22 protein-coding genes are annotated in these 21,052 nt (G+C 41.7%); 15 read left to right on the forward strand and 7 right to left on the reverse strand.

Annotation, left to right across the window (positions count from 1 at the left end; translation table 11 throughout):
* The first annotated feature begins 36 nt into the window (after nt 1-36).
* The 15 genes from gspL to ACE3PQ_RS06220 all read left to right on the forward strand — a co-directional run bounded on the left by gspL (nt 37) and on the right by ACE3PQ_RS06220 (nt 15,438).
* Nucleotides 37-1,203, forward strand: a complete 1,167-nt coding sequence (gspL, locus tag ACE3PQ_RS06150) for a type II secretion system protein GspL (RefSeq protein ID WP_374296161.1) — start codon at nt 37-39, stop codon at nt 1,201-1,203.
* An 18-nt stretch (nt 1,204-1,221) separates the two neighbouring features.
* Nucleotides 1,222-1,707, forward strand: a complete 486-nt coding sequence (gene gspM, locus ACE3PQ_RS06155) for a type II secretion system protein GspM (protein ID WP_374296163.1) — start codon at nt 1,222-1,224, stop codon at nt 1,705-1,707.
* A 152-nt stretch (nt 1,708-1,859) separates the two neighbouring features.
* Complete coding sequence (locus tag ACE3PQ_RS06160; RefSeq protein WP_374296165.1) at nt 1,860-2,456, forward strand: 6-pyruvoyl tetrahydropterin synthase family protein; 597 nt, start codon at nt 1,860-1,862, stop codon at nt 2,454-2,456.
* A 201-nt stretch (nt 2,457-2,657) separates the two neighbouring features.
* Complete coding sequence (ung, locus tag ACE3PQ_RS06165) at nt 2,658-3,404, forward strand: uracil-DNA glycosylase (protein ID WP_374296166.1); 747 nt, start codon at nt 2,658-2,660, stop codon at nt 3,402-3,404.
* A 15-nt stretch (nt 3,405-3,419) separates the two neighbouring features.
* Nucleotides 3,420-4,538, forward strand: coding sequence for an enoyl-CoA hydratase/isomerase family protein (locus ACE3PQ_RS06170; protein ID WP_374296168.1), 1,119 nt, complete (start codon nt 3,420-3,422; stop codon nt 4,536-4,538).
* 29 nt (nt 4,539-4,567) lie between these two features.
* Nucleotides 4,568-5,074 carry a tRNA adenosine(34) deaminase TadA gene (tadA, locus tag ACE3PQ_RS06175; RefSeq protein ID WP_374296169.1) on the forward strand — a complete coding sequence of 169 codons (507 nt, stop codon included), beginning with the start codon at nt 4,568-4,570 and terminating at the stop codon, nt 5,072-5,074.
* Nucleotides 5,075-5,113: 39 nt separating this feature from the next.
* Complete coding sequence (locus tag ACE3PQ_RS06180; RefSeq protein WP_374296171.1) at nt 5,114-5,563, forward strand: SRPBCC family protein; 450 nt, start codon at nt 5,114-5,116, stop codon at nt 5,561-5,563.
* 31 nt (nt 5,564-5,594) lie between these two features.
* Complete coding sequence (gene cmk / locus ACE3PQ_RS06185) at nt 5,595-6,278, forward strand: (d)CMP kinase (RefSeq protein ID WP_374296173.1); 684 nt, start codon at nt 5,595-5,597, stop codon at nt 6,276-6,278.
* 132 nt (nt 6,279-6,410) lie between these two features.
* A complete protein-coding gene (gene rpsA / locus ACE3PQ_RS06190; RefSeq protein ID WP_374296176.1) occupies nt 6,411-8,096 on the forward strand; it encodes a 30S ribosomal protein S1 in 1,686 nt (561 codons plus the stop codon).
* Nucleotides 8,097-8,245: 149 nt separating this feature from the next.
* On the forward strand, nt 8,246-8,551 hold the full coding sequence (locus ACE3PQ_RS06195) for an integration host factor subunit beta (RefSeq protein WP_241571147.1): 306 nt from the start codon (nt 8,246-8,248) through the stop codon (nt 8,549-8,551).
* Between the two features lie 136 nt (nt 8,552-8,687).
* Nucleotides 8,688-9,041, forward strand: a complete 354-nt coding sequence (locus tag ACE3PQ_RS06200; protein ID WP_241571148.1) for a lipopolysaccharide assembly protein LapA domain-containing protein — start codon at nt 8,688-8,690, stop codon at nt 9,039-9,041.
* A gap of 63 nt (nt 9,042-9,104) precedes the next feature.
* Nucleotides 9,105-9,791 carry an orotidine-5'-phosphate decarboxylase gene (gene pyrF / locus ACE3PQ_RS06205; protein ID WP_374296178.1) on the forward strand — a complete coding sequence of 229 codons (687 nt, stop codon included), beginning with the start codon at nt 9,105-9,107 and terminating at the stop codon, nt 9,789-9,791.
* Nucleotides 9,792-9,904: 113 nt separating this feature from the next.
* Entirely contained in the window at nt 9,905-13,357 is a 3,453-nt protein-coding gene (gene mfd, locus ACE3PQ_RS06210) for a transcription-repair coupling factor (RefSeq protein ID WP_374296180.1), read from the forward strand.
* Between the two features lie 148 nt (nt 13,358-13,505).
* Nucleotides 13,506-13,940, forward strand: a complete 435-nt coding sequence (locus ACE3PQ_RS06215; RefSeq protein WP_374296182.1) for an HIT domain-containing protein — start codon at nt 13,506-13,508, stop codon at nt 13,938-13,940.
* Nucleotides 13,941-13,965: 25 nt separating this feature from the next.
* A complete protein-coding gene (locus ACE3PQ_RS06220) occupies nt 13,966-15,438 on the forward strand; it encodes an adenylate/guanylate cyclase domain-containing protein (protein WP_374296184.1) in 1,473 nt (490 codons plus the stop codon).
* A gap of 62 nt (nt 15,439-15,500) precedes the next feature.
* Here ACE3PQ_RS06220 and fdx read toward each other — a convergent pair whose 3' ends face one another.
* From fdx to ACE3PQ_RS06255, 7 genes are all read right to left on the reverse strand, one after another.
* Nucleotides 15,501-15,839, reverse strand: a complete 339-nt coding sequence (gene fdx, locus ACE3PQ_RS06225; RefSeq protein WP_092614310.1) for an ISC system 2Fe-2S type ferredoxin — start codon at nt 15,837-15,839, stop codon at nt 15,501-15,503.
* Nucleotides 15,840-15,842: 3 nt separating this feature from the next.
* Nucleotides 15,843-17,756: a Fe-S protein assembly chaperone HscA gene (gene hscA, locus ACE3PQ_RS06230; RefSeq protein ID WP_374296186.1), complete on the reverse strand. Its 1,914-nt coding sequence runs from the start codon at nt 17,754-17,756 to the stop codon at nt 15,843-15,845.
* A gap of 57 nt (nt 17,757-17,813) precedes the next feature.
* Nucleotides 17,814-18,338 carry a Fe-S protein assembly co-chaperone HscB gene (hscB, locus tag ACE3PQ_RS06235; protein WP_374296188.1) on the reverse strand — a complete coding sequence of 175 codons (525 nt, stop codon included), beginning with the start codon at nt 18,336-18,338 and terminating at the stop codon, nt 17,814-17,816.
* Nucleotides 18,339-18,451: 113 nt separating this feature from the next.
* Nucleotides 18,452-18,772 (reverse strand): iron-sulfur cluster assembly protein IscA, encoded by a 321-nt coding sequence (gene iscA, locus ACE3PQ_RS06240; protein WP_092614319.1) that lies wholly within the window; start codon nt 18,770-18,772, stop codon nt 18,452-18,454.
* A gap of 54 nt (nt 18,773-18,826) precedes the next feature.
* The gene (gene iscU / locus ACE3PQ_RS06245) at nt 18,827-19,210 is read right to left on the reverse strand and encodes a Fe-S cluster assembly scaffold IscU (protein ID WP_092614322.1); all 384 of its coding nucleotides are present in this window, start codon (nt 19,208-19,210) and stop codon (nt 18,827-18,829) included.
* A 108-nt stretch (nt 19,211-19,318) separates the two neighbouring features.
* The gene (locus tag ACE3PQ_RS06250) at nt 19,319-20,536 is read right to left on the reverse strand and encodes an IscS subfamily cysteine desulfurase (protein WP_374296191.1); all 1,218 of its coding nucleotides are present in this window, start codon (nt 20,534-20,536) and stop codon (nt 19,319-19,321) included.
* 1 nt (nt 20,537) lies between these two features.
* Nucleotides 20,538-21,026, reverse strand: coding sequence for an Rrf2 family transcriptional regulator (locus ACE3PQ_RS06255; protein WP_374296193.1), 489 nt, complete (start codon nt 21,024-21,026; stop codon nt 20,538-20,540).
* Nucleotides 21,027-21,052 lie beyond the last annotated feature (26 nt).

Consider the following 21,052-nt stretch of genomic DNA (forward strand, 5'->3'; position numbering starts at 1 on the left):
AATAAAACTGAAAATTAGAACGCATTAGGAAAGCATATGCTGTATTTGTGGATGCCTGAGGGTCAAGGCAAATGGTTGTGGCAAGTTGATGATCAAGGTTGGCAGTTGGCTGACTCATTAGAACAATTGATTCAAACGGTACAACTGACGTATCAACACAAAGAAGCTGTGGTCTTTTTTCCAAGTAACAGTGCGCAATTTTATAGTCAAACGATCAGCAAAGCGCAGTACAAACAGTTTGGTGTTACTGGCGTGCAATATTTAATGGAAGAATATTGTATTGAGCCGATCGATCAACTCGATATTTTCCATCAATTTCACAAAGATCAGCTGAATATCATGGCGATTTCACGACTGACTCGTGAAACTTATCAACAAAGTTTGGCGCTGATGCCGTGGCAATTCCATGCCTTATTACCAGATTTTTTGATTGCACCTGAGCCTGAAACCGATCAAGTGAATATCGCTGATGTGTTTCAACATCGTATTTTCCGTTGGGCAAGATTGCGTGGTTGGCATGAACACGATTTGAATGTGCTGAGTTTATTACCTGCGGATAACATTAGAAAAATCAACCATTATTATCCTGCAGGAAGTGTGGTCAATAGTGAGGTGGATCAGGCGATTAGCACCATGTTTGTTGGGCAAGACGTGGAATTTATGCAAGCAGAATTACCAGCAATTGATCCTGGCAAATTCCGTCAACATCCATTTAATGCCCTCAGCAAAACAAAAAAAGCCAAAACTGGATTTAATTATTGGAAAGCCTGCGCAGCATTGCTTGCCATCTGTATCGTCACGCAAATCACCTATGATACCTTGCGATGGTGGAAATATAAGCAACTTGCCAATCAAACCGCACAGCTCGCTGTGGATCAATATAAGCAGTGGTTCCCCAATGAAACCCGAGTCAATGAAAAGAATTTGCGCTCACAGTTCTCTGCAAAAATGAAATTGAACGCCAATGCGGACACGCAAGCATTGCAACTGATTAGCCGAGTTGGACCGATTTTGCAACAATCTAATATTCGTGCAGAACAAGTGCAATATCGCAATAATGGTTTGACGATGAATTTGCTTGCACAAAATAGTGATGCTTTGACTCGACTTACGGATCAATTTAAACAACAAGGATTTGCTGTGGAGCTGGGTGCGATTCGTAGTCAAGGTAGCCAAGTGATTGGTATGGTTAAAGTGCAATAGGGAAAAGGGTAAACAACAATGAAAATGAACCTCAATGCACTCAGCAATCGCTTTGATCAAATCATAGAAACCATTCAAGCGAAACTTGACCAACTCCCACCTCGTGACCGTTTTGCCATTATTATTTTGACGATTTTTTTAACAGTGACGGCGATCGGGCTCATGCTGTGGTTTAGCCATAGTTCGGCAGAAAAGCAACAAAAACGCCTTGTAGAAATGAAAGAAACCATTCACTGGATGCAAAGCAATGCTGTGAAAATGTCGAATCAATCAGGTGAAACCACGACTGCACGTGACAGGGTGCAACGTGTATCGCAACAACTGGGTTTAAGCGTACAAAGTCAAGAAAGTAATAATCAATTGAAACTGATCGTGTTGCATCAGAACTATGCTGTGCTTGCAAATTTCTTGACACAACTTGCACAGCAAGGCGTCACCATTGTCAGCCTCGACATGCAAAAACAACCGAGTGGCGAGATTCAGCTATCTACTACAGTACAGTAGCAAGAGGTGTAATCAGAGCGTAGCCAAAGTGCCGAATACGATTAGCACAATCGCTAAAACTGCGTTTACATCGGCATTGAATGCTTTATACTTAAAGCATCTAATCTTGTTATTTGCCAAGTTGAATTGATTCATCTTGTTGGTTTATCCATATGTTAATCAGAAAGTTATTTAAGTTTGAAAATGCGCATATCGTCCGCAACTGTAGTTCAGATCGTTGCAAGCGCTCGATTCATGGACACAGTTATAAGGTCGAGGTATTGTTGCAAGCGAATCGCCTTGATCATGGGCAGATGGTTTATGACTTTGGTTTGATGAAAGGCATTATTAAAGACTTAATTGATAGCTTTGACCATGCGATTACCTTTTGGGATAAAGACGATGCAGACTACATTGCTGCATGCAAAAACTTTAGTGCGCGTTGGATTGCGCTACCTGTTTCACCTTCGGCAGAGCAGTTTTCTCGAGTGTTTTTCTTCCTCGTTGATGCGGTGCTCAAACATACCAATATGCAAAATGGCGAAGGTGATGTCACACTGCATTCTGTGATCGTGCATGAAACCGATACAGGCTATGCCCAGTGCTTCCGTGAAGATATTGAAAATGTGCAGATGGGCGAGTTATCCCTTGCAGAAATCGTCTTCTCAGAACAAGTGAAAAGTGAGTGGGCAATGCCTAATATGTATGATCACTTAAAAAATGGTGACTTGTTTGACAATCCTACAGTCGATTTGCAGGTCAAGGTTTAATATAGATACAACGAAAAGTATCTTTCTTTAGATGTAAATTGATTAGAAAATACGAGATTGATTTGCGCTAAGCTGAAAATTTGCTTAAATTAACATCACTTTGCAAGAATTAATCAATACCACTCTGACGATTCAAAGTGCGATTTTGATACAAAGCATATGCGCTAAAAATACCAAATTTAAAATTAGGGATAGTAATTAATGCAGGATAGTGGGGTCGCTGATCTTCAAAATATTAGTACTGATGTACAGCATCAATCACGTTTGTCTCGTGTAAAAATAGATGACAGTTGGAAGTTGCCTTTGGCAGATTTTTTACTTGGTGATACGATGCAAAATCTGCGACATTTTTTAGCAGAAGCGCAGCAAGACCAACAAATCGTTTATCCACCGAATGCACAAATTTTTCGCGCGCTGAATGACACACCACTTGATCAAGTCAAAGCAGTGATTTTGGGTCAAGATCCTTATCATGGAGTAGGTCAGGCGAATGGTTTAAGTTTTTCTGTGAATAAGGGTATTGATTTACCACCTTCACTGCGCAATATTTATCATGAGTTGCGTACAGATTTGGGGATTACACCACCGCTACATGGTGATTTGAGTAAATGGGCTGATCAAGGTGTACTACTATTAAATAGCGTACTTACCGTTGAGCAAGCAAAACCGACATCACATCAAAAGCAAGGCTGGGAGCAGTTCACCGATGCGGTGATTGATGTGATTAATGAACAACGTCAATCTGTGGTCTTTATTCTGTGGGGGGCTTATGCACAGCGTAAAGGGCAACGTATTGATAGCAATAAACATTTGGTATTAAAAGCAGCACATCCATCGCCATTGTCAGCAAATCGAGGCGGATTTTTTGGCTGTAAAGTATTTTCTAAAACCAATCATTATTTAAACGCACAAGGTATTGCGCCAATCGACTGGCAACTCGACGCATAACGGAATATTGACATCATGACTGACTATATTAATCATCCAGACATTCTTGTAGAAGAGCTCACCAATGGCTGGTGGGCTGTGCGTTTGAATCGTCCAAAGTCCTTACATGCTTTGGATGAGCAGATCGTTGTCGCTTTACATTCAATATTTGAATACTTACATACCAATGATGCTGTAAAAGCAGTGTGGTTTGATTCCACGACACCAAAAGCGTTCTGTGCAGGTGGTGATGTACGGAAGTTGCGCCAGTTGGTGATCAATGAAGAAGTGGAGCAAGCTAAATCATTTTTCCATTATGAATATGCCTTAGATCGCTTACTTCATCACTATGTCAAACCAGTCGTGGTATGGGGTGAGGGTTATGTAATGGGTGGTGGTCTTGGCTTATTTATGGCTGCACCATTTCGATTGGTGACACCACATTCACGCCTTGCAATGCCTGAGATTAATATTGGTTTATATCCTGATGTCGGGGCGACACGTTTCCTTGCGGATCGTGGTGCGATTGGCTTGTTTATTGGAATGACTGGTTCGATCATGACGGCAGCGGGTGCATATAGTATCGGTTGGGCGACGCATGTCTGTGAACAGGGTCGTGAGAATGTACTTGGACGATTGACGCATATCCGTTGGCAAGACTATCCTGCGGGGGATTATCGTGCGATCGAAGATACTTTGAATAGTTTGCATCGCCCGCTTGCTGCAGGACCTTTGCAGGATTCACTCGATGTGATTCATAGCGTGTGTCGTGGTTCAGATTTTATGCAAGATGTACAAGCCATCAAAGGGCTGGCAACTGCACGTAGTGATTGGCTCCGTCAAGCCAGTGAAAACTTGAGCAATGGTTCACCAACCACAGCTGCGATCACGTGGCTATTATGGCAGTGGGCGAAACAACATCGTTCTTGGGATGACGTCTTTACCTTAGAAGAGGAAATCTCTGCATGGAAAATTCAGCATGCAGATTTTATCGAAGGTGTACGTGCTCGTTTGGTGGATAAAGATCTGCAACCAGATTGGCAAGTACAAGATTATCAAAATATTCGAGATCTTTTCCCAAATGTTGTACCTCGAAGTGCGCAAATTGATAGTTGGAATGCGTTGCTTCGTCAATATGGTATTTTGTCAGACTAAGCGTAGCTTTTAGTCGTATAGTTTTATGTATGCAAGATATTGAAATAAATCAAAGTATTGATGAACAGTGGATGCAACTTGCCTTAGCGCAAGCCAAGCTTGCTGAAGCACAAGGTGAAGTGCCAGTAGGTGCGGTGATCGTGCATCAGAGTCAAGTCATCGGTCAGGGATTTAATTGTCCAATTACAACCAACGATCCCACTGCACATGCTGAAATTCAAGCGATTCGACATGCCTGTCTTCAATTGCAAAACTATCGACTGCCTGAAGGCTCAACCTTATATGTGACTTTAGAGCCGTGTACGCAATGCGTTGGTGCGCTAGTACATGCGAGAATTGGTCGAGTTGTTTTCGCAGCAACAGAGCCGAGAGCAGGCTCTTTGATTAGTGCTAGGCAGTTGATGAGTGATGGGTTTTATAATCATTTTTTTGCCTTTGAAGGTGGATGTTTAGCAGATCAGTCAGCTGAGCTACTTCGACAATTTTTTAAAGCTCGCCGTCAGAATAGTCAAGTCATTGACCCATCAAATCAGTAAAATGAATTGTCAAATGATTAAACTTAAAGGAACAAGTAAATGACAAAGAAAGCGTCAAAAATGATCGTGGTTGAACAAAAGTTTAATCGACCAGTTGCTGAAGTCTTTGAAGTGCTATCAAAGCATGCTTCATATAATCGCATTTTTAAGCCGATCCAGGTAGTACGAATCAAAGATGCTACTGATCCACAGCGTCCTGATGGTGTCGGTTCTGTTCGTAAAATGGGGTTTGGTTTGGTCAAACCAATTCAAGAGCAGATCACCAAGCTAGTACCCAACGAGTTGATCGAATATAAAATTATCAAAAATCCATTGGTTCGGCATCATCTTGGGCGTCTGACGTTTACAGCACTTGATGATCAGACCTCGCAATTGGTGTATAGCATTGAATTTGATGGTAGAATTCCATTTTCGAGTTTGATTATTTTATCGCAATTAAAACTTGCTGTAGGTCGTGGTATGGCAAGTTTGGCAAAATCAATGCGATAATTCGATTTGTCTCCTTATTTTTGGATTTTGCATGTCTATACACATTATTACCATTGATGGCCCGAGCGGCTCAGGTAAAGGAACTTTAGCCACGATGCTTGCTGAGCATTATGGTTATCATCTGCTTGATTCTGGGGCGATTTATCGTTTATTGGGTTTGAGTTTGTATCAGCGCCAACTTTTGGACCAATTGGATACTGCGCTCGAACAATGTGTAGATGTGGCAAAAAATTTAACCATTGAATTTCTTCCAAGTGTGGACGGCATTCGTGTACTGCTCGATGGGCAGGATGTTACAGCACAAATTCGCACCGAAGAAGTGGGTGCATTTGCATCGAAAGTTGCCGCTATTCCTGCGCTTCGGGAGGCATTATTGCAACGTCAAAAAGATTTTGCACAATTCCCAGGTTTGATTGCTGATGGTCGTGACATGGCGACTACGGTTTTTCCAGATGCGATTGCCAAAATCTATCTCACTGCTTCAGCACAATCACGTGCCGAACGCCGTGTAAAACAGTTGCAAGGTATGGGGGTTGATGCTAAAATAGATGCCATTTTAGCCAACATCGAAGCACGTGATAAGCGTGATGTGGGGCGAACGGTTGCGCCACTTAAGCCTGCCGACGATGCCAAAGTGATTGATAGTTCAGCATTATCTATCGAGCAAGTGTTCGAGGAAATGCGCCAATATATTGATCAGCAACTCGCTCATTAAGCACGATTTCAGTGTTTGCTAATACATATTTAAATCAAGTTTTAGATTTGACGGTCAGTACTATGTCAAATTTGAAACTCAACGAAACCGCTCTTGAACTGATCCAAGGCGTTATTTATTACTAGGTATATCATGACCGAATCTTTTGCAGCCCTCTTTGAAGAAAGTGAATTAAATCTTAACGTCGAAAAGGGTGCAGTCATCCAAGGTGTTGTTGTTAGTATTGATGACGACTGGGTAACCGTTGACACAGGTCTTAAATCGGAAGGCGTTGTGGCTCGTGCTGAGTTCTTAAATGAACAACGTGAGCTTGAAGTTGCTGTTGGTGACAACGTAGATGTTGTTGTTGAAGCACTTGACAATGGTATGGGTCAAACTGTTTTATCACGTGAAAAAGCAAAACGTGTTGAAACTTGGACGAAACTTGAAAAAATCTTTGAAGATGGTGAAATCGTTACAGGTCTCATCTCTGGTAAAGTTAAAGGTGGTTTCACTGTTGACATCGGTCCAGTTCGTGCATTCTTGCCAGGTTCATTGGTTGACACTCGTCCAATTCGTGATACAACGCACCTTGAAGGCAAAGAGCTAGAGTTCAAAGTCATCAAATTAGATGCAAAACGTAACAATGTTGTTGTATCTCGTCGTGCTGTGATGGAAGCTGAATCTTCAGCTGATCGTGAAGCACTTCTTTCTCAACTTGAGGAAGGTCAAACTGTTACAGGTACCATCAAGAACCTTACTGAATACGGTGCATTCGTTGACCTAGGTGGTATTGATGGTCTACTACACATCACTGATATGGCTTGGAAACGTATCAAGCATCCGTCTGAAGTGGTAGAAGTTGGTCAAGAAGTGACTGTTAAAGTCCTTAAATTTGACAAAGATCGTAACCGTGTATCTTTGGGCTTGAAACAATTGGGTCAAGATCCTTGGATGGAAATCATGAGCCGTTATCCAAAAGGCTCTATCGTGAAAGCACGTGTAACGAACTTAACTGACTACGGTTGCTTCGCAGAAATTGCTGAAGGCGTAGAAGGTCTTGTTCACGTTTCAGAAATGGATCACACCAACAAAAATATCCACCCATCTAAAGTTGTTCAGATCGGTGATGAAGTTGATGTTATGGTTCTTGAAGTTGACGAAGAGCGTCGTCGTATTTCTCTTGGCATCAAACAAACTCGTGCTAACCCATGGGAAGAGTTTGCGAAAAACAACGAGAAAGGCAACAAAGTATCTGGTTCAATTAAGTCAATCACTGACTTTGGTATTTTCATCGGTCTTGATGGCGGTATCGACGGTCTAGTTCACTTGTCTGATATCTCTTGGAATGAATCTGGTGAGGATGCAATCCGTCGTTATAAGAAAGGTGACACTGTAGAAGCTGTGATCTTGTCTGTAGACGCGGAAGGCAACCGTATCAGCTTAGGTGTTAAGCAATTGAACAGCGATCCGTTCAATGATTTCTTAGCTGCTAACGAACGTGGTGCTTTGGTTAAAGGCACTGTGACTGCTGTTGATGCGAAAGGTGCAACTGTGAAATTGGCTGACGAAGTTGAAGCTCAGTTGAAAGCATCTGAAATCAACCGTGATCGCGTTGAAGATGCGACTAAGTTCTTAGAAGTTGGTCAAGAAGTTGAAGCGAAGATCATCAATGTAGATCGTAAATCACGTTCTATCAACTTGTCGATCAAAGCAAAAGACGAAGCTGAAGAGAAAGAAGCATTGAACAATGCACGTCAAGCAGCAGCACAAGCTGGTGGCGATGCAAATGGTCCAAAAACTTTGGGCGATTTGATCAAAGCAGCTCAAAACAAGTAAGTCGAATTGACTTTTAGTTTGTTCATTTTTTACTAAAAGTTTATTGTTTTACTGTAAAAGGTGGCATCAGATACAATTCTAGTGCTACCTTTTTGTATTTAAACAGGTTATTATTTAAATCAGATAAGTGAACATGGAGATGGGATCTCATGACAACGGAAGCTTTAAATAAGTCTGATTTAATTGTTAAAATTTCAGAAAAGAACCCGCATTTGGCTGAGCCATTGGTTGAAGATGCGATTAAAATTATGATTGATCATATGATCGAAGCATTATCAAATAATCAACGCATCGAAATTCGTGGTTTTGGTAGTTTTGCATTACATCACCGTCAACCTCGTGTTGGTCGTAACCCAAAAACAGGTGAAAAAGTCCAAGTCGCAGCAAAAGCTGTACCACACTTCAAACCGGGTAAGGCTTTGCGTGATGCAGTCAATGAGCAGGCAGGAAAATAATTCGATTTAATATCCAAACTTTAAATGCGTCGTTTTAGAGTAAATCATAAAATGACATCACCTTGATCTGTAAGGTCTTTTGCATTTTTGAAGTTTGAGGTAGAATTAAATAGTTATTAAAAATAAGGAATAAATCATGCGTATTTTTTTAATTGCGCTGACAATTGCAATATTTGCATATGCTTTGGGCTTAGTATTACAAAATCCAGATGAGCTACCTGTCAACTTACTTTTTATTGAAGTGCCAGCAATGCGCTTGGGTTTATTACTTTTATTGACACTCGTATTGGGTATTGTATTAGGTTTACTTCTACTGTCCATTAAAGTGATTCAAAAAGGATGGGAAATCAAACGCTTGCGTAAAGACATTGATTATTTGCGTAAACAGCAGATTCAATCGGCACAAAATGCCGCAGCTGAAGCTGCCGCGGCAGCAAGGCATGAAAAAACCGTATTAGATATTAACGCAAATGAAAAAAGCCCTTTATAATGGGCTTTTTTTTCGTGTATTGATTTTATAACTCATTTTGATGGGCTGTTAGAGGTTTAAGTTTTGAGTATTATTGTTGCCCTAGATGCAAAAAGCCAAGATCAAGCATTAGCGATGGTGGATCAACTGGATCCAAAGCAATGCCGTGTTAAGGTCGGTAAAGAGTTATTTACCCACGCCGGTCCTGATGTCATCAAAGCTCTACATCAACGTGGCTTTGAGGTTTTTTTAGATTTAAAATTTCATGATATTCCAAATACAGCGGCGCAGGCGGTTTTGGCAGCAGCTGATCTCGGAGTATGGATGGTGAATGTGCATGCCAGTGGCGGACGAAAAATGATGCAAACTTGTGCTGATCGTTTAGCACAACATCAACATAATACAAAGCTTATTGCTGTGACGATACTGACCTCCATGGGTCGTGAGGATTTACTTGATATTGGCTTAGATATTGATCCACAAGACCAAGTATTGCGCCTAGCAAAGCTCACTCGTGAATGTGGTTTAGATGGTGTGGTGTGTTCAGCGCAAGAGGCGAAAATACTTCGTGCAGAAATTGGTGCAGATTTTGAATTGGTGACGCCTGGTATTCGTCCAGTCGGGAGTAGCGCAGATGATCAAAAACGGATTGTGACACCAGTGCAAGCGATGCAAGATGGTGTGACGCATCTAGTGATTGGGCGTCCAATTACCCAAGCGGTAAATCCAAAACAAGTTTTGAATGATATTTTTGTGAGTATTCAATCTTAATATTTCATCGTTTAAATTTTAGTAGGCGATTGGTTCAAGGCATCAATCGCCTTTTTCTTAGCATCGAAAAATGCTAGCATACAGCGGTTTTCATTATTATTTTATTCAAAATTATGTTGCTAAAATCTGCCATCGACCGATTAAAAATTCCCCAATTAAAACAAGGAGAAAAGCGGTGGGTCGGGCAGATACAAGGCTCGATTGGTAGCCTACTTTTAAGTAAAATTGCTCAGCAACATGACAAGCTGATCGTTGTCATTGCACGCAATCATCAACATCTTGCGCAACTCGAAAGTGAAATCGAATTTTATGGGCAAAATGTCCATGTGTTTCCTGATTGGGAAACATTGCCTTATGACCGATTGTCACCACACCAAGATATTATTTCTGAACGATTGAGTTTGCTCACCAATATGCCAAAGTCGGGAATTGTCTTAATTTCTGCAACGACTTTGGCACAACGTGTTGCACCACCGAGTTGGCTCTATGGTCAGCATTTTGATATTCGACAAGGTGAATCATTCGATGTCGAGCGTAAACGTGAGCAATTGATCGCCGCAGGTTATCATGCGGTAGATACCGTGTATGAGCATGGCGAGTTTGCGGTGCGTGGTAGTCTGATGGATATTTTTGCATCTGGACAAGATGCACCAGTGCGTATTGATTTGTTTGATAATGAAGTAGAAAGCCTACGTTTTTTTGATCCTGAAACACAGCGTACTATTGAAAAGATCGAGCAATTCCGAATTTTGCCAGCTAAAGAGTTTCCACTCAAAGAAGGGCGTAGTCTATTCCGTGATCGTTATGCGGAGCTTTTTCCTGAGTCCAACCCAAAGCGTAATGCGATCTATCAAGACGTGATGGATGGTCTTGCTAGCCCAGGTTTGGAATATTATTTTCCTCTATTTTTTAGCGCAGAGCAATTACAGCAAAGTACCTTTTTAGATTATGTGCCTTTAGACAGTTTAATTGTCAATGAAACCCATCTTGAGCAAGATATAGGGCAGTTTTGGCAAGAAGTCGAACGGCGCTATGAAGATCGTAAATCGAATATTGATCAACCGATCTTGCCGCCCGAGCAATTATTCGTGAATGCGTCGCAAATCGCACAACGACTCAATCAGCATCCACGAATCATCGTGAGTTTTGATGAAGCTAGTGAGCGTGCAGGGACGATGAATTTGAATGGTTTGACACCGCCAAAGTTAAGTGTCGATCATAAACTCGACGATCCGTTTAGCCATGTCAAACAATTTATTTGGGCACAAAAATATCCTGTACTTTTAGTTGCAGAAAGTGCAGGTCGTCGTGAAGGTTTAAAAGAATCGCTAAAAATAAATCAGCTCAAAGTAGTTGATTCATTACAACAATTTTTAGAGGATAAGTGTCAACTTGCGATTACCGATGCACCTTTAGAGCGTGGTTTATTATTGCCTGATCAATTGGCAATTATTACCGAAAGTCAGCTTTACGAACAACGAGTGATTCAGCGTCGTCGTAAGCATCAAAAAGAAGTGTCGGAAGAATTTTTAGTTCGCAGTTTAACCGAGCTGTCCATTGGTGCGCCTGTGGTACATATTGATTATGGTGTTGGGCGTTATGCAGGGTTGGTGACTTTAGATATTGATGATCAAACCCATGAATTTTTACAGCTCAATTATGCGGATGATGCCAAAGTCTATGTCCCTGTGACCAATTTGCATCTGATTAGTCGCTTTAGTGGTGGAGATCCTGATCTTGCGCCACTGCATAAACTCGGCACAGATCAATGGTCTAAGGCGAAGCGCAAAGCTTTAGAGCAAATTCATGATGTGGCGGCAGAACTTTTGCATATCCATGCGCGGCGCCAAGCCAAGCCAGGTTTTCCTTTTGCACTTGATGAGAGCTTATATCATCAATTTGTCAGTGGCTTTATGTATGAAGAAACCTTGGATCAACACAATGCCATTACAGCGACATTACATGATATGCAACAAGCTCGTCCAATGGATCGGTTAGTGTGCGGTGATGTTGGTTTTGGTAAAACCGAAGTCGCCATGCGAGCTGCTTTTGTTGCGGCACAAAATGAAAAACAAGTGGCGGTACTTGTGCCAACCACTTTGCTTGCACAGCAACATTATGAATCGTTTAAAGATCGTTTTGCCGATACGGCGATTCGCATTGAAGTGTTATCACGTTTTGGCAGCAATAAATCACATCAAAAAATCATTGCCGATATTGCTGATGGTAAAGTCGATATTGTCATTGGTACACATAAGATTTTGCAAGAATCCGTGCAGTTCAGAAATTTAGGTTTAATGATTGTCGATGAAGAACATCGTTTCGGTGTGCGTGATAAAGAGCGTATCAAAGCGATGCGTGCCGATGTCGATATGCTCACTTTGACAGCGACACCGATTCCACGAACGCTGAATATGGCATTTTCGGGAATGCGTGACTTATCCATTATTGCGACCCCTCCAGCAAGGCGCTTGGCGGTGAAAACTTTTGTCATGGATGAAACTGATGCGGTGATTAAAGAAGCCGTGCTTCGTGAATTACTGCGTGGCGGTCAAGTGTATTTTCTGCATAATGAAGTGGAAACGATTGAGCGTACTGCGGAAAATTTGCGTGTACTTTTACCAGAAGCTCGTGTTGCTGTGGCGCATGGTCAGATGCGAGAGAAAGAACTCGAACATGTCATGCAACAGTTTTATCATAAGCAATCCAATGTCTTAGTCTGCTCGACCATTATTGAAACTGGGATTGACGTGCCGAGTGCCAATACCATTATTATCGAGCGAGCGGATAAACTTGGGTTGGCACAACTCCATCAATTGCGTGGTCGAGTGGGGCGTTCGCACCATCAGGCTTATGCTTACTTACTTGTGCCATCGGTCAAACATCTCAAAGGTGATGCGGAAAAACGTCTGGATGCGATTCAACGTGCCAATACTTTGGGTGCAGGTTTTGTCCTTGCTACAGAAGATTTAGAAATTCGTGGCGCAGGTGAATTACTCGGTGAGCAACAAAGTGGCAGTATGCAAGCGATCGGTTATAGTTTGTATATGGAAATGTTGGAAAAAGCCACCAAAGCCATTCAAAAAGGTAAATCGCCAAACTTCGATCAACCGTTGAATTTAACGGCGGACATTAATTTACATCTACCTGCGCTGATTCCTGATGATTATCTCGGTGATGTGCATCAACGCTTATTGTTTTATAAACGCATTAGTAATGCAGTGAATGCGGACAAACTTAACAATATTCGTATCGAGCTGATTGATCGTTTTGGGCTACTTCCACAGCCTGTAAAATACTTATTTGCGGTGCATCAGATTCGACTGAAAGCAGAAGAATTAGGCATTGCAAAGATTGATGTGGCAAAAGGTGGTGGTCTGATTGATTTCTTACCAGATACGCCTGTGCAAGCCATTACCATTATCCAGATGATGCAAAAGCAACCGACCTATTATCGTATGGAAGGAGGGCAACGCTTAAAAGTCACGGTTCAGCTTGAAGAGTCAGATAAACGATTGGCTTTTGTCGAAGCATTATTGGATCAACTTTTAGCTTCACTACATTAAGGTTGCAATTTCTATATTTTATCAGCCCAAGCTGACATAAATTATCTGCTAAATCAGTGTAATTGCGTAAATCTTTTGAGAAAATTGATTTCCTCAAGCACGAGCTATGATAGTATTGCTGCAACATTAACTGTAGTTATTAATTGATATGTTTACTTTGCATCCACAACTTGCCCAAGATACTTTTTTTGTCGGTGATTTTCCGCTTTGTACATGTCGTTTGATGAATGATATGCAGTTTCCGTGGTTAATTTTGATTCCACGTGTACCAGGTGTGACTGAGCTTTATGAATTAAGCGAAGCAGACCAAGCTCAATTTCTACGTGAATCAAGTTGGTTGTCTAGCCAGCTTTCTCGTGTTTTTCGTGCTGATAAAATGAATGTGGCTGCACTTGGTAATGTTGTGCCACAGTTGCATTTTCATCATGTGGTGCGTTATCAGAATGACAGTGCTTGGCCAAAACCTGTGTGGGGCACACCTGCAATGCCTTATTCTTCAGAAGTTTTGGCGCATATGCGTCAAACTTTGATGCTTGCATTACGAGGTCAAGGTGAAATGCCTTTTGATTGGCGTATGGATTAATACAATCGGTTAAACGAGATAAGCCATGATCCAAAGACTGTTTGGGGACAAAGCACCCTATCATTTGGTGAAGATATTACGCTATCTCGGTTTTTCAGTTCTTTGTATTTTATTATGCGTTGGTTTTGTCACAGAAATTATCGTTGGAATCAACAGTCTTTACCTTATTCCATTTATCGTTATTGCACTGAGTTTTGAAAATAAACTCTACCAACGCGTTGAATATTTTTACGGAAAATATGCTCGCCAAAGTGCAACATATTTGTTTGATGTTTTTCTTTGCAGTTTATTTATTGCCGCAATTCACGCCTTACTGATTCCAAGTTTTATTTTGATTTGTGCAATGATCTTTTTTGCACTGTATACCAAGATTCCAAAATTTATTGTACTTAGTTCAAGTATTTTGGCGATTGCCACTTTCTATTTTTCTTCAGTGTTATTCTTTGGTTTTGAGTCATATTTACAATCGGCAGGTCATGAGCTGAATGTTTTATCGCTTTTATGTTTCATGATTTATATTTCGATGTTTATTTATTATCAGCAGTTCAAGTATGAAGTTTTGGAGAATGAAAGTGCACACCATGCGGAAGAATTAGATCGCTATTTAAAACTAAATAATCAATTGGCTCGTTATGCCCCAGTTCAGTTGTGGCAATCTATCATGCGTGGTGAGCTTGAAGCACGTATTGAGTATAAGCGTCGTAAGCTAACGATTTTTTTCTCAGACATTCAAGGCTTTACCGATCTTTCTGAAAGCCTCATTCCTGATGATCTTGCATTCTTGTTAAATGATTATCTCAAGCACATGACTGAGATAGCTAAGCATTATGGTGGTACCATCGATAAATTTATGGGCGATGGCATGCTGATTTTTTATGGCGACCCAAACAGTCGTGGAGAAAAAGAAGATGCTTTGGCGTGTTTGGATATGGCGGTCACCATGCGTCAGCAGATGCGTATTTTGCGTGAGCGTTGGGTGAAAATGGGATATTCTTCACTTAATGTACGCATGGGCATTGCAACGGGTTACTGTCATGTGGGGAATTACGGTACACCACATCGAATGTCTTATACTATTGTTGGCCGTGATGCGAATATTGCTTCACGTCTGCAAACAGCGGCTCAAGTCGATCAAATTTTGATTTCGGAAGAAACGTTTAATTTAGTGAAAGATGAATTTCTGTGTATTCAACATGACTCTTTGCAACTTAAAGGGATCGCAGAATCGGTCAAGACTTGGCAGGTGGTAGAGCGTTATCATGAATCGATAGAAAAATATCGCACATGGTTTGATTTTGAATCTAAGGGCTTTAATTTACTGCTTAATTTGGATCAAACGCCTATTTATGATTACCCAGAATTAATTAAGATCATGCAAGAAGCGATAGATCGCATCAAATTGCAACAGCAACGTACCGATGACGATGGTGCGGTGATATTGTCAAAAGAGCATATTGTGCATTTGCCAGAGCGTCATAGTCCAAAATCAAAGCAGTAAAAATTTCATAAAAAATCCATGCATATGCATGGATTTTTCAACGACATCACAACTGCTTTTTATTAATGATTTTCTGAAGCGTGATTAATCGTATATTTCGGAATTTCAATTTCCAAATCTTCATCTTCGATTTTCACCTGACAAGACAAGCGTGATTCCGCTTCCAAGCCCCAAGCACGATCAAGCAAATCTGCTTCGACATCATCCATTTCGTCAAGCTCATAGAAACCTTGACGTACAACCACGTGACAGGTGGTACATGCTTTAGACATATCGCAAGCATGTTCGATTTTCACGCCATTCTTCAGCAAGCTTTCACAGAGGTTGGCATTTTTCTCGACTTCAAATTCAGTACCTTCAGGGCAGAATTGCGCATGTGGGCGTACTTTGATACGTGGCATAATTTATTCCTTCGGCTGATTTGATGAAGAATTTGTTGAATTTGACCAATCATCGAGACGAGTGCCTTTCAGAGCATGGTCAATATGTTGATTCATGCGCATTGCTGCGAACTCATCACTATGAATCTTTAACGCTTCAACGGCTTGTTCTATAGCCGTGCTGTCATCAGATTGCAATGTATTTTCAAGTGCGACAACGGCTTCATTTAAAGATTGCTGTTGAGCTGATTCAAGCAAACTTTGATCTTGAATGAGTGCCTGTTTTAAAGCCTCTAATTCTCGCTGTGCTTCGACTTTTAATTCATTCAGATGACGTAATTGTTTGTCTTGCTCGGCATGTTGGAAGCCTTCTAAAAGCAAGCGTTCGGTATCTGATGGCGACAAGCCATAAGAGGGTTTGATAGTAATATTGGCTTTGACATTCGATGTGGTTTCAAGCGCAGAAACATTGAGTAATCCATCTGCATCCACTTGGAATGTCACTTCAATCCGTGCCGCACCCGCAGTCATCGCAGGAATGCCACGCAGTTCAAATTTACCCAATGAACGGCAATGTTCCACCATATCACGCTCACCTTGCACCACATGGATCAGCATGGCAGTTTGACCATCTTGGTAGGTGGTAAATTCTTGCTTGCGTGCCACTGGAATCGGGGAATTACGTGGAATCACACGCTCGACCAATCCGCCCATGGTTTCTAAGCCCAAAGACAATGGCGTGACATCGAGCAACAACGTGCCGTCTTTACTGTTGCCAACCAATTGATTCGCAGTAATTGCAGCACCGAGTGCCACCACTTCATCAGGGTTAATGGTACAAAGAGGCGTTTGCTCGAAAAACTTGGCAACAGCGTCTTGAATCGCCATCGAACGTGTCGAACCACCGACTAAAATGATGGCATTCACATTAGCAACTTTTAGCTTGGCATCACGTAAGACACGTTGGCAAACCTGTAGTGTCCGATCTGCCACAGGCTGAATGACCGTTGCCAATTCAATTTGCGTGAGTGTGGTTTGGAAATGCTGTGCTTCAATTTCAAATTGAATATCAACTTGTGTTTCAGATGTCAGTGTTTCTTTGGCAGATTTAGCAAGTTGTACAAGCTGAGCATGTTGTTGATTACTGAGTTCAGCGATTCCAAATTTAGTCTTAAAAAATTTCACCAATAAGCGATCAATATCGTCACCGCCCATTGCGGTGTGACCGCCAGTCGCTAGGACTTCAAACACGCCTTTGCTAAAGCGTAAAATCGACATATCAAATGTGCCACCACCAAGATCGTAAATTGCAAAATTTTGATCTTCGACGATTTGACTATTTTGATCGAGTCCGTAAGCGATCGCCGCTGCGGTTGGTTCATTCAATAGGCGTAATACATTTAATCCTGCGAGTTTGGCTGCATCACGTGTTGCCTGACGCTGTGCTTCATCAAAGTACGCAGGCACAGTAATGACTGCGCCATTGATTTCATGTTCAAGGTGTAGGTCTGCACGGTTTTTGAGTGCCGTTAAGATTTGTGCAGAAATTTCGACAGGGGATTGATTGCCATGTGCAGTGACGAAAGTCGGCATATCTTGATCATTGCCGACCAATTCAAAGGGATGTTGAAAACGTATATCGGCTTTTGAGCGTCCCATAAAACGCTTCACTGAAACGATGGTATTGGCTGGATCGGTGGCGATCAATGCTTTGGCATCATGCCCAACAGTCACTTGTGCTTGACCATTGTCATCTTTGCCATAATGTACGATAGAGGGCAGAAGCGTATGATCATGCTGATCTTGAAGGATTTTTGGCACACCTGAGCGTACAGTCGCCACCAATGAGTTGGTGGTGCCGAGATCAATACCGATCCCGATACGATGTTCGTGTGGATTACTGGATTGTCCAGGTTCTGCAATTTGCAATAAAGCCATAATCTATCCGCAGTTTAAATTCAGTCAAAAAAGAGAACGCTTATTGATGAATGTTGTTTATTCAAAATCATCATCAAAACCAGCAAAATCCTCATCATCGAATAATTTTTCTTCTGCTTTATCAATGTCCATCAATACATGACGGAAGAAACGTAATTTTCGCACAGTATCTCGTGCTTCTGACCAATCTTGCTCGGCATAATCAATTTGAAACTCTTTGATCAAGGCATTGACCCATTGCTCAACTTCAGTTCGTAAACCTTGCAATTGTTCACTTGAAGTCGCTTCATCAAGCTGTTCGCGAAGCTCTAATGCAGATTGCAAAAACTCAAAATCATGAATAGATTGCTCAATACCACCATCTTGCTTTTGCAATTGCAAAAGGTAAGCAGCACGGCTATCCACATGTTTCAGCGCATCATAGGCCTGATTGACTTGGCTTGATTTGGCAATGGCTTGTTCGATTTGATCTTGATTATTATCAGGATGGTATTGCTGTTGCAGTTTGAGAAATTTGGCTTTGAGTTGCGTCAAGTCGATCTCAAGCGCAGGTTCAAGTTCAAATAATTCAAAGTGATTCATTGCAACGGCTCATCAGTAGATTGGAAGAAAAACAAAATCTATCTATAAAAATATATGTAATAAAAGCCAATAAGACCCTGGAATTATTGGCTTTTTATCATGACAAAAGGGGATTAAACAGTGAAAGATTCACCGCAACCACATTCGCCTTTTTGGTTCGGGTTACGAAACTCAAAGCCTTCGTTTAAACCATTTTTGACATAATCCATCTCAACGCCATCGAGATAGACTAGGCTTTTTGGATCAACAAAGACTTTGACACCGTGTTGTTCAAAGACTTGATCATGTGTGTTGGTTTCATCAACAAACTCAAGCACATAAGCCAAACCAGAACAACCAGAGGTTTTGATTCCCAAACGGATACCTTCACCTTTACCACGACCCGCAATAAAGTTTGCAACATGCTGTGCAGCACTTTCAGTTAAATGAATCATGTTTACTCCTAAACTGTTTGCGTGTGGTAAATCGTGAATGGCGACTGCAAAAAATTATTTTGCTGTTTTGCTACGGTAGTCTTCAACCGCTGCTTTGATCGCATCTTCTGCCAAAACAGAGCAGTGAACTTTCACAGGTGGCAGAGCCAACTCAGTTGCGATATCAATGTTTTTGATGGCTTGTGCTTCGTCCAAAGTTTTACCTTTGAGCCATTCAGTCACCAATGAGCTTGATGCAATGGCAGAACCACAGCCGTAAGTTTTAAAACGAGCTTCTTCGATCACGCCATTGTCATTGACTTGGATTTGCAAGCGCATGACGTCGCCACATGCAGGTGCACCCACCATGCCTGTACCAACATTTGCTGCGTCTTTGTCTAATACACCGACGTTACGTGGATTTTCGTAATGGTCGATTACTTTTTCGCTATATGCCATGATGCTTCTCCATACCTCGGGGTCAGCTGAGGTTGATTGAAAGGCTTTTAAAAATTCAATCAACCATGATAAATAAATATGGGTGTTGATTTACTTTTTCAAGTGAAATCAGTGTTCTGCCCACTCGACTTTTGAGAAATCTACGCCATCTTTGTACATATCCCAAAGTGGAGAGAGTTCACGTAATTTTTCTACTGCAGATTTGGTGATGGCGATGACATGATCAATCTCAGCTTCAGTCGTGTATTTACCAAAGCTAAAACGGATTGAGCTGTGCGCCAACTCATCAGATAAACCAAGTGCACGGAGTACATACGATGGCTCAAGTGTCGCCGATGTACATGCAGAACCGCTTGAAACTGAAACATCTTTGAGTGCCATCATCAGTGATTCACCTTCAACGAAGTTAAAGCTGACATTGAGAAAGTTTGCGACGTTATGTTCAGGATGACCGTTGAGGTACACTTCCTCCATATCGTTCAAGCCATTCCACAGCTTTTCACGAAGCACACGTAGACGCGCTTGTTCAGCTTGCATGGTTTTGCCAGCGATTTCAAAGGCTTTACCCATACCAACGATTTGATGCGCAGCGAGTGTACCAGAGCGCATACCACGCTCATGACCGCCACCGTGAATTAATGCTTTTAAGCGTACACGTGGGCTACGACGCACATATAATGCGCCAATACCTTTAGGGCCGTAAGCTTTGTGACCAGAGAAACTCATCAAATCGACTTTCATGGTTGAAAGATCAATTTCAACTTTACCTGCAGCTTGTGCGGCATCAACGTGTAAGAATGTCTTATTTGCACGAGTCAATTCGCCGATTGCAGCCACATCAGTGATCGTGCCGAGTTCATTATTGACCATCATCAATGATACAAGAATGGTGTCAGGACGAAGTTCTTTTGCCACCATGTCAGGGGTAATCAAGCCTGTGCGTGGTTCTGGCTCGATATAGGTAATTTCAAAACCTTCCGTTTCTAAGAAACGACAAGTATCCAAAATCGCTTTATGTTCGATTTTAGAAGTGATGATGTGTTTGCCTTTATTTTTATAAAAATTGGCAACACCGATCAATGCTAAGTTATCTGATTCAGTCGCACCAGAAGTCCAGACGATCTCACGTGGATCTGCTTTGATTAAGTCTGCAACTTGCTCACGTGCATACTCCACAGCTTCTTCAGCTTTCCAACCATAGCTATGCGAACGTGATGCAGGATTACCAAAATTCCCATCAAAGGTGAGGGTACTCATCATCAACTCTGCAACTTCAGGCAACACAGGGGTTGTTGCAGCATAATCTAAATAAATTGGGAGCTTCATGTTAAATCGTTCCTGTAACAGACTTTTGATTGACGATCAGAGGGGCTAGATCATCGCTAGATGATTGGCGTAAAGCGACAGCTTGCACATTATCTCGATCGACCAAATCAGCAAGGGAGATACGTTCTAAATAAGTTGAAATATAACTTGATAAGTCTTGCCATAAATCATGAGTCAAACACATTGCACCATTTTGACAGTTGCCTTTGTGGTCACAACGTGTCGCATCGACGGACTCATTCACCGCTTCGATGATTTCGAGTACAGTGATTTTATGAGCAGGGCGTGCAAGGTGATAACCACCATTTGCACCACGTACACTGGCAACAAGCTGGCGACGTTTCAATTTTGAAAATAGCTGCTCAAGATAGGCGACAGAAATAGTCTGCCGAGCGGCGATTTCTGCAAGAGTAATCGTTTGGTCGAGTGGCTGAAGTGCTAAATCGAGCATTGCAGTCACGGCGTAGCGACCACGTGTTGTAAGGCGCATGATCTAATCTCTTAGCTTTGATCTGT

The sequence above is a fragment of the Acinetobacter sp. genome (genome assembly GCF_041911495.1).
Taxonomy (GTDB): Bacteria; Pseudomonadota; Gammaproteobacteria; order Pseudomonadales; family Moraxellaceae; genus Acinetobacter.

Coding starts and splice junctions, on each gene's coding strand:
- gspL (WP_374296161.1), top strand. CDS start 37: ATGCTGTATTTGTGGATGCCTGAGGGTCAAGGCAAATGGTTGTGGCAA.
- gspM (WP_374296163.1), top strand. CDS start 1,222: ATGAAAATGAACCTCAATGCACTCAGCAATCGCTTTGATCAAATCATA.
- ACE3PQ_RS06160 (WP_374296165.1), top strand. CDS start 1,860: ATGTTAATCAGAAAGTTATTTAAGTTTGAAAATGCGCATATCGTCCGC.
- ung (WP_374296166.1), top strand. CDS start 2,658: ATGCAGGATAGTGGGGTCGCTGATCTTCAAAATATTAGTACTGATGTA.
- ACE3PQ_RS06170 (WP_374296168.1), top strand. CDS start 3,420: ATGACTGACTATATTAATCATCCAGACATTCTTGTAGAAGAGCTCACC.
- tadA (WP_374296169.1), top strand. CDS start 4,568: ATGCAAGATATTGAAATAAATCAAAGTATTGATGAACAGTGGATGCAA.
- ACE3PQ_RS06180 (WP_374296171.1), top strand. CDS start 5,114: ATGACAAAGAAAGCGTCAAAAATGATCGTGGTTGAACAAAAGTTTAAT.
- cmk (WP_374296173.1), top strand. CDS start 5,595: ATGTCTATACACATTATTACCATTGATGGCCCGAGCGGCTCAGGTAAA.
- rpsA (WP_374296176.1), top strand. CDS start 6,411: ATGACCGAATCTTTTGCAGCCCTCTTTGAAGAAAGTGAATTAAATCTT.
- ACE3PQ_RS06195 (WP_241571147.1), top strand. CDS start 8,246: ATGACAACGGAAGCTTTAAATAAGTCTGATTTAATTGTTAAAATTTCA.
- ACE3PQ_RS06200 (WP_241571148.1), top strand. CDS start 8,688: ATGCGTATTTTTTTAATTGCGCTGACAATTGCAATATTTGCATATGCT.
- mfd (WP_374296180.1), top strand. CDS start 9,905: ATGTTGCTAAAATCTGCCATCGACCGATTAAAAATTCCCCAATTAAAA.
- ACE3PQ_RS06215 (WP_374296182.1), top strand. CDS start 13,506: ATGTTTACTTTGCATCCACAACTTGCCCAAGATACTTTTTTTGTCGGT.
- ACE3PQ_RS06220 (WP_374296184.1), top strand. CDS start 13,966: ATGATCCAAAGACTGTTTGGGGACAAAGCACCCTATCATTTGGTGAAG.
- fdx (WP_092614310.1), bottom strand. CDS start 15,839: ATGCCACGTATCAAAGTACGCCCACATGCGCAATTCTGCCCTGAAGGT.
- hscA (WP_374296186.1), bottom strand. CDS start 17,756: ATGGCTTTATTGCAAATTGCAGAACCTGGACAATCCAGTAATCCACAC.
- hscB (WP_374296188.1), bottom strand. CDS start 18,338: ATGAATCACTTTGAATTATTTGAACTTGAACCTGCGCTTGAGATCGAC.
- iscA (WP_092614319.1), bottom strand. CDS start 18,772: ATGATTCATTTAACTGAAAGTGCTGCACAGCATGTTGCAAACTTTATT.
- iscU (WP_092614322.1), bottom strand. CDS start 19,210: ATGGCATATAGCGAAAAAGTAATCGACCATTACGAAAATCCACGTAAC.
- ACE3PQ_RS06250 (WP_374296191.1), bottom strand. CDS start 20,536: ATGAAGCTCCCAATTTATTTAGATTATGCTGCAACAACCCCTGTGTTG.
- ACE3PQ_RS06255 (WP_374296193.1), bottom strand. CDS start 21,026: ATGCGCCTTACAACACGTGGTCGCTACGCCGTGACTGCAATGCTCGAT.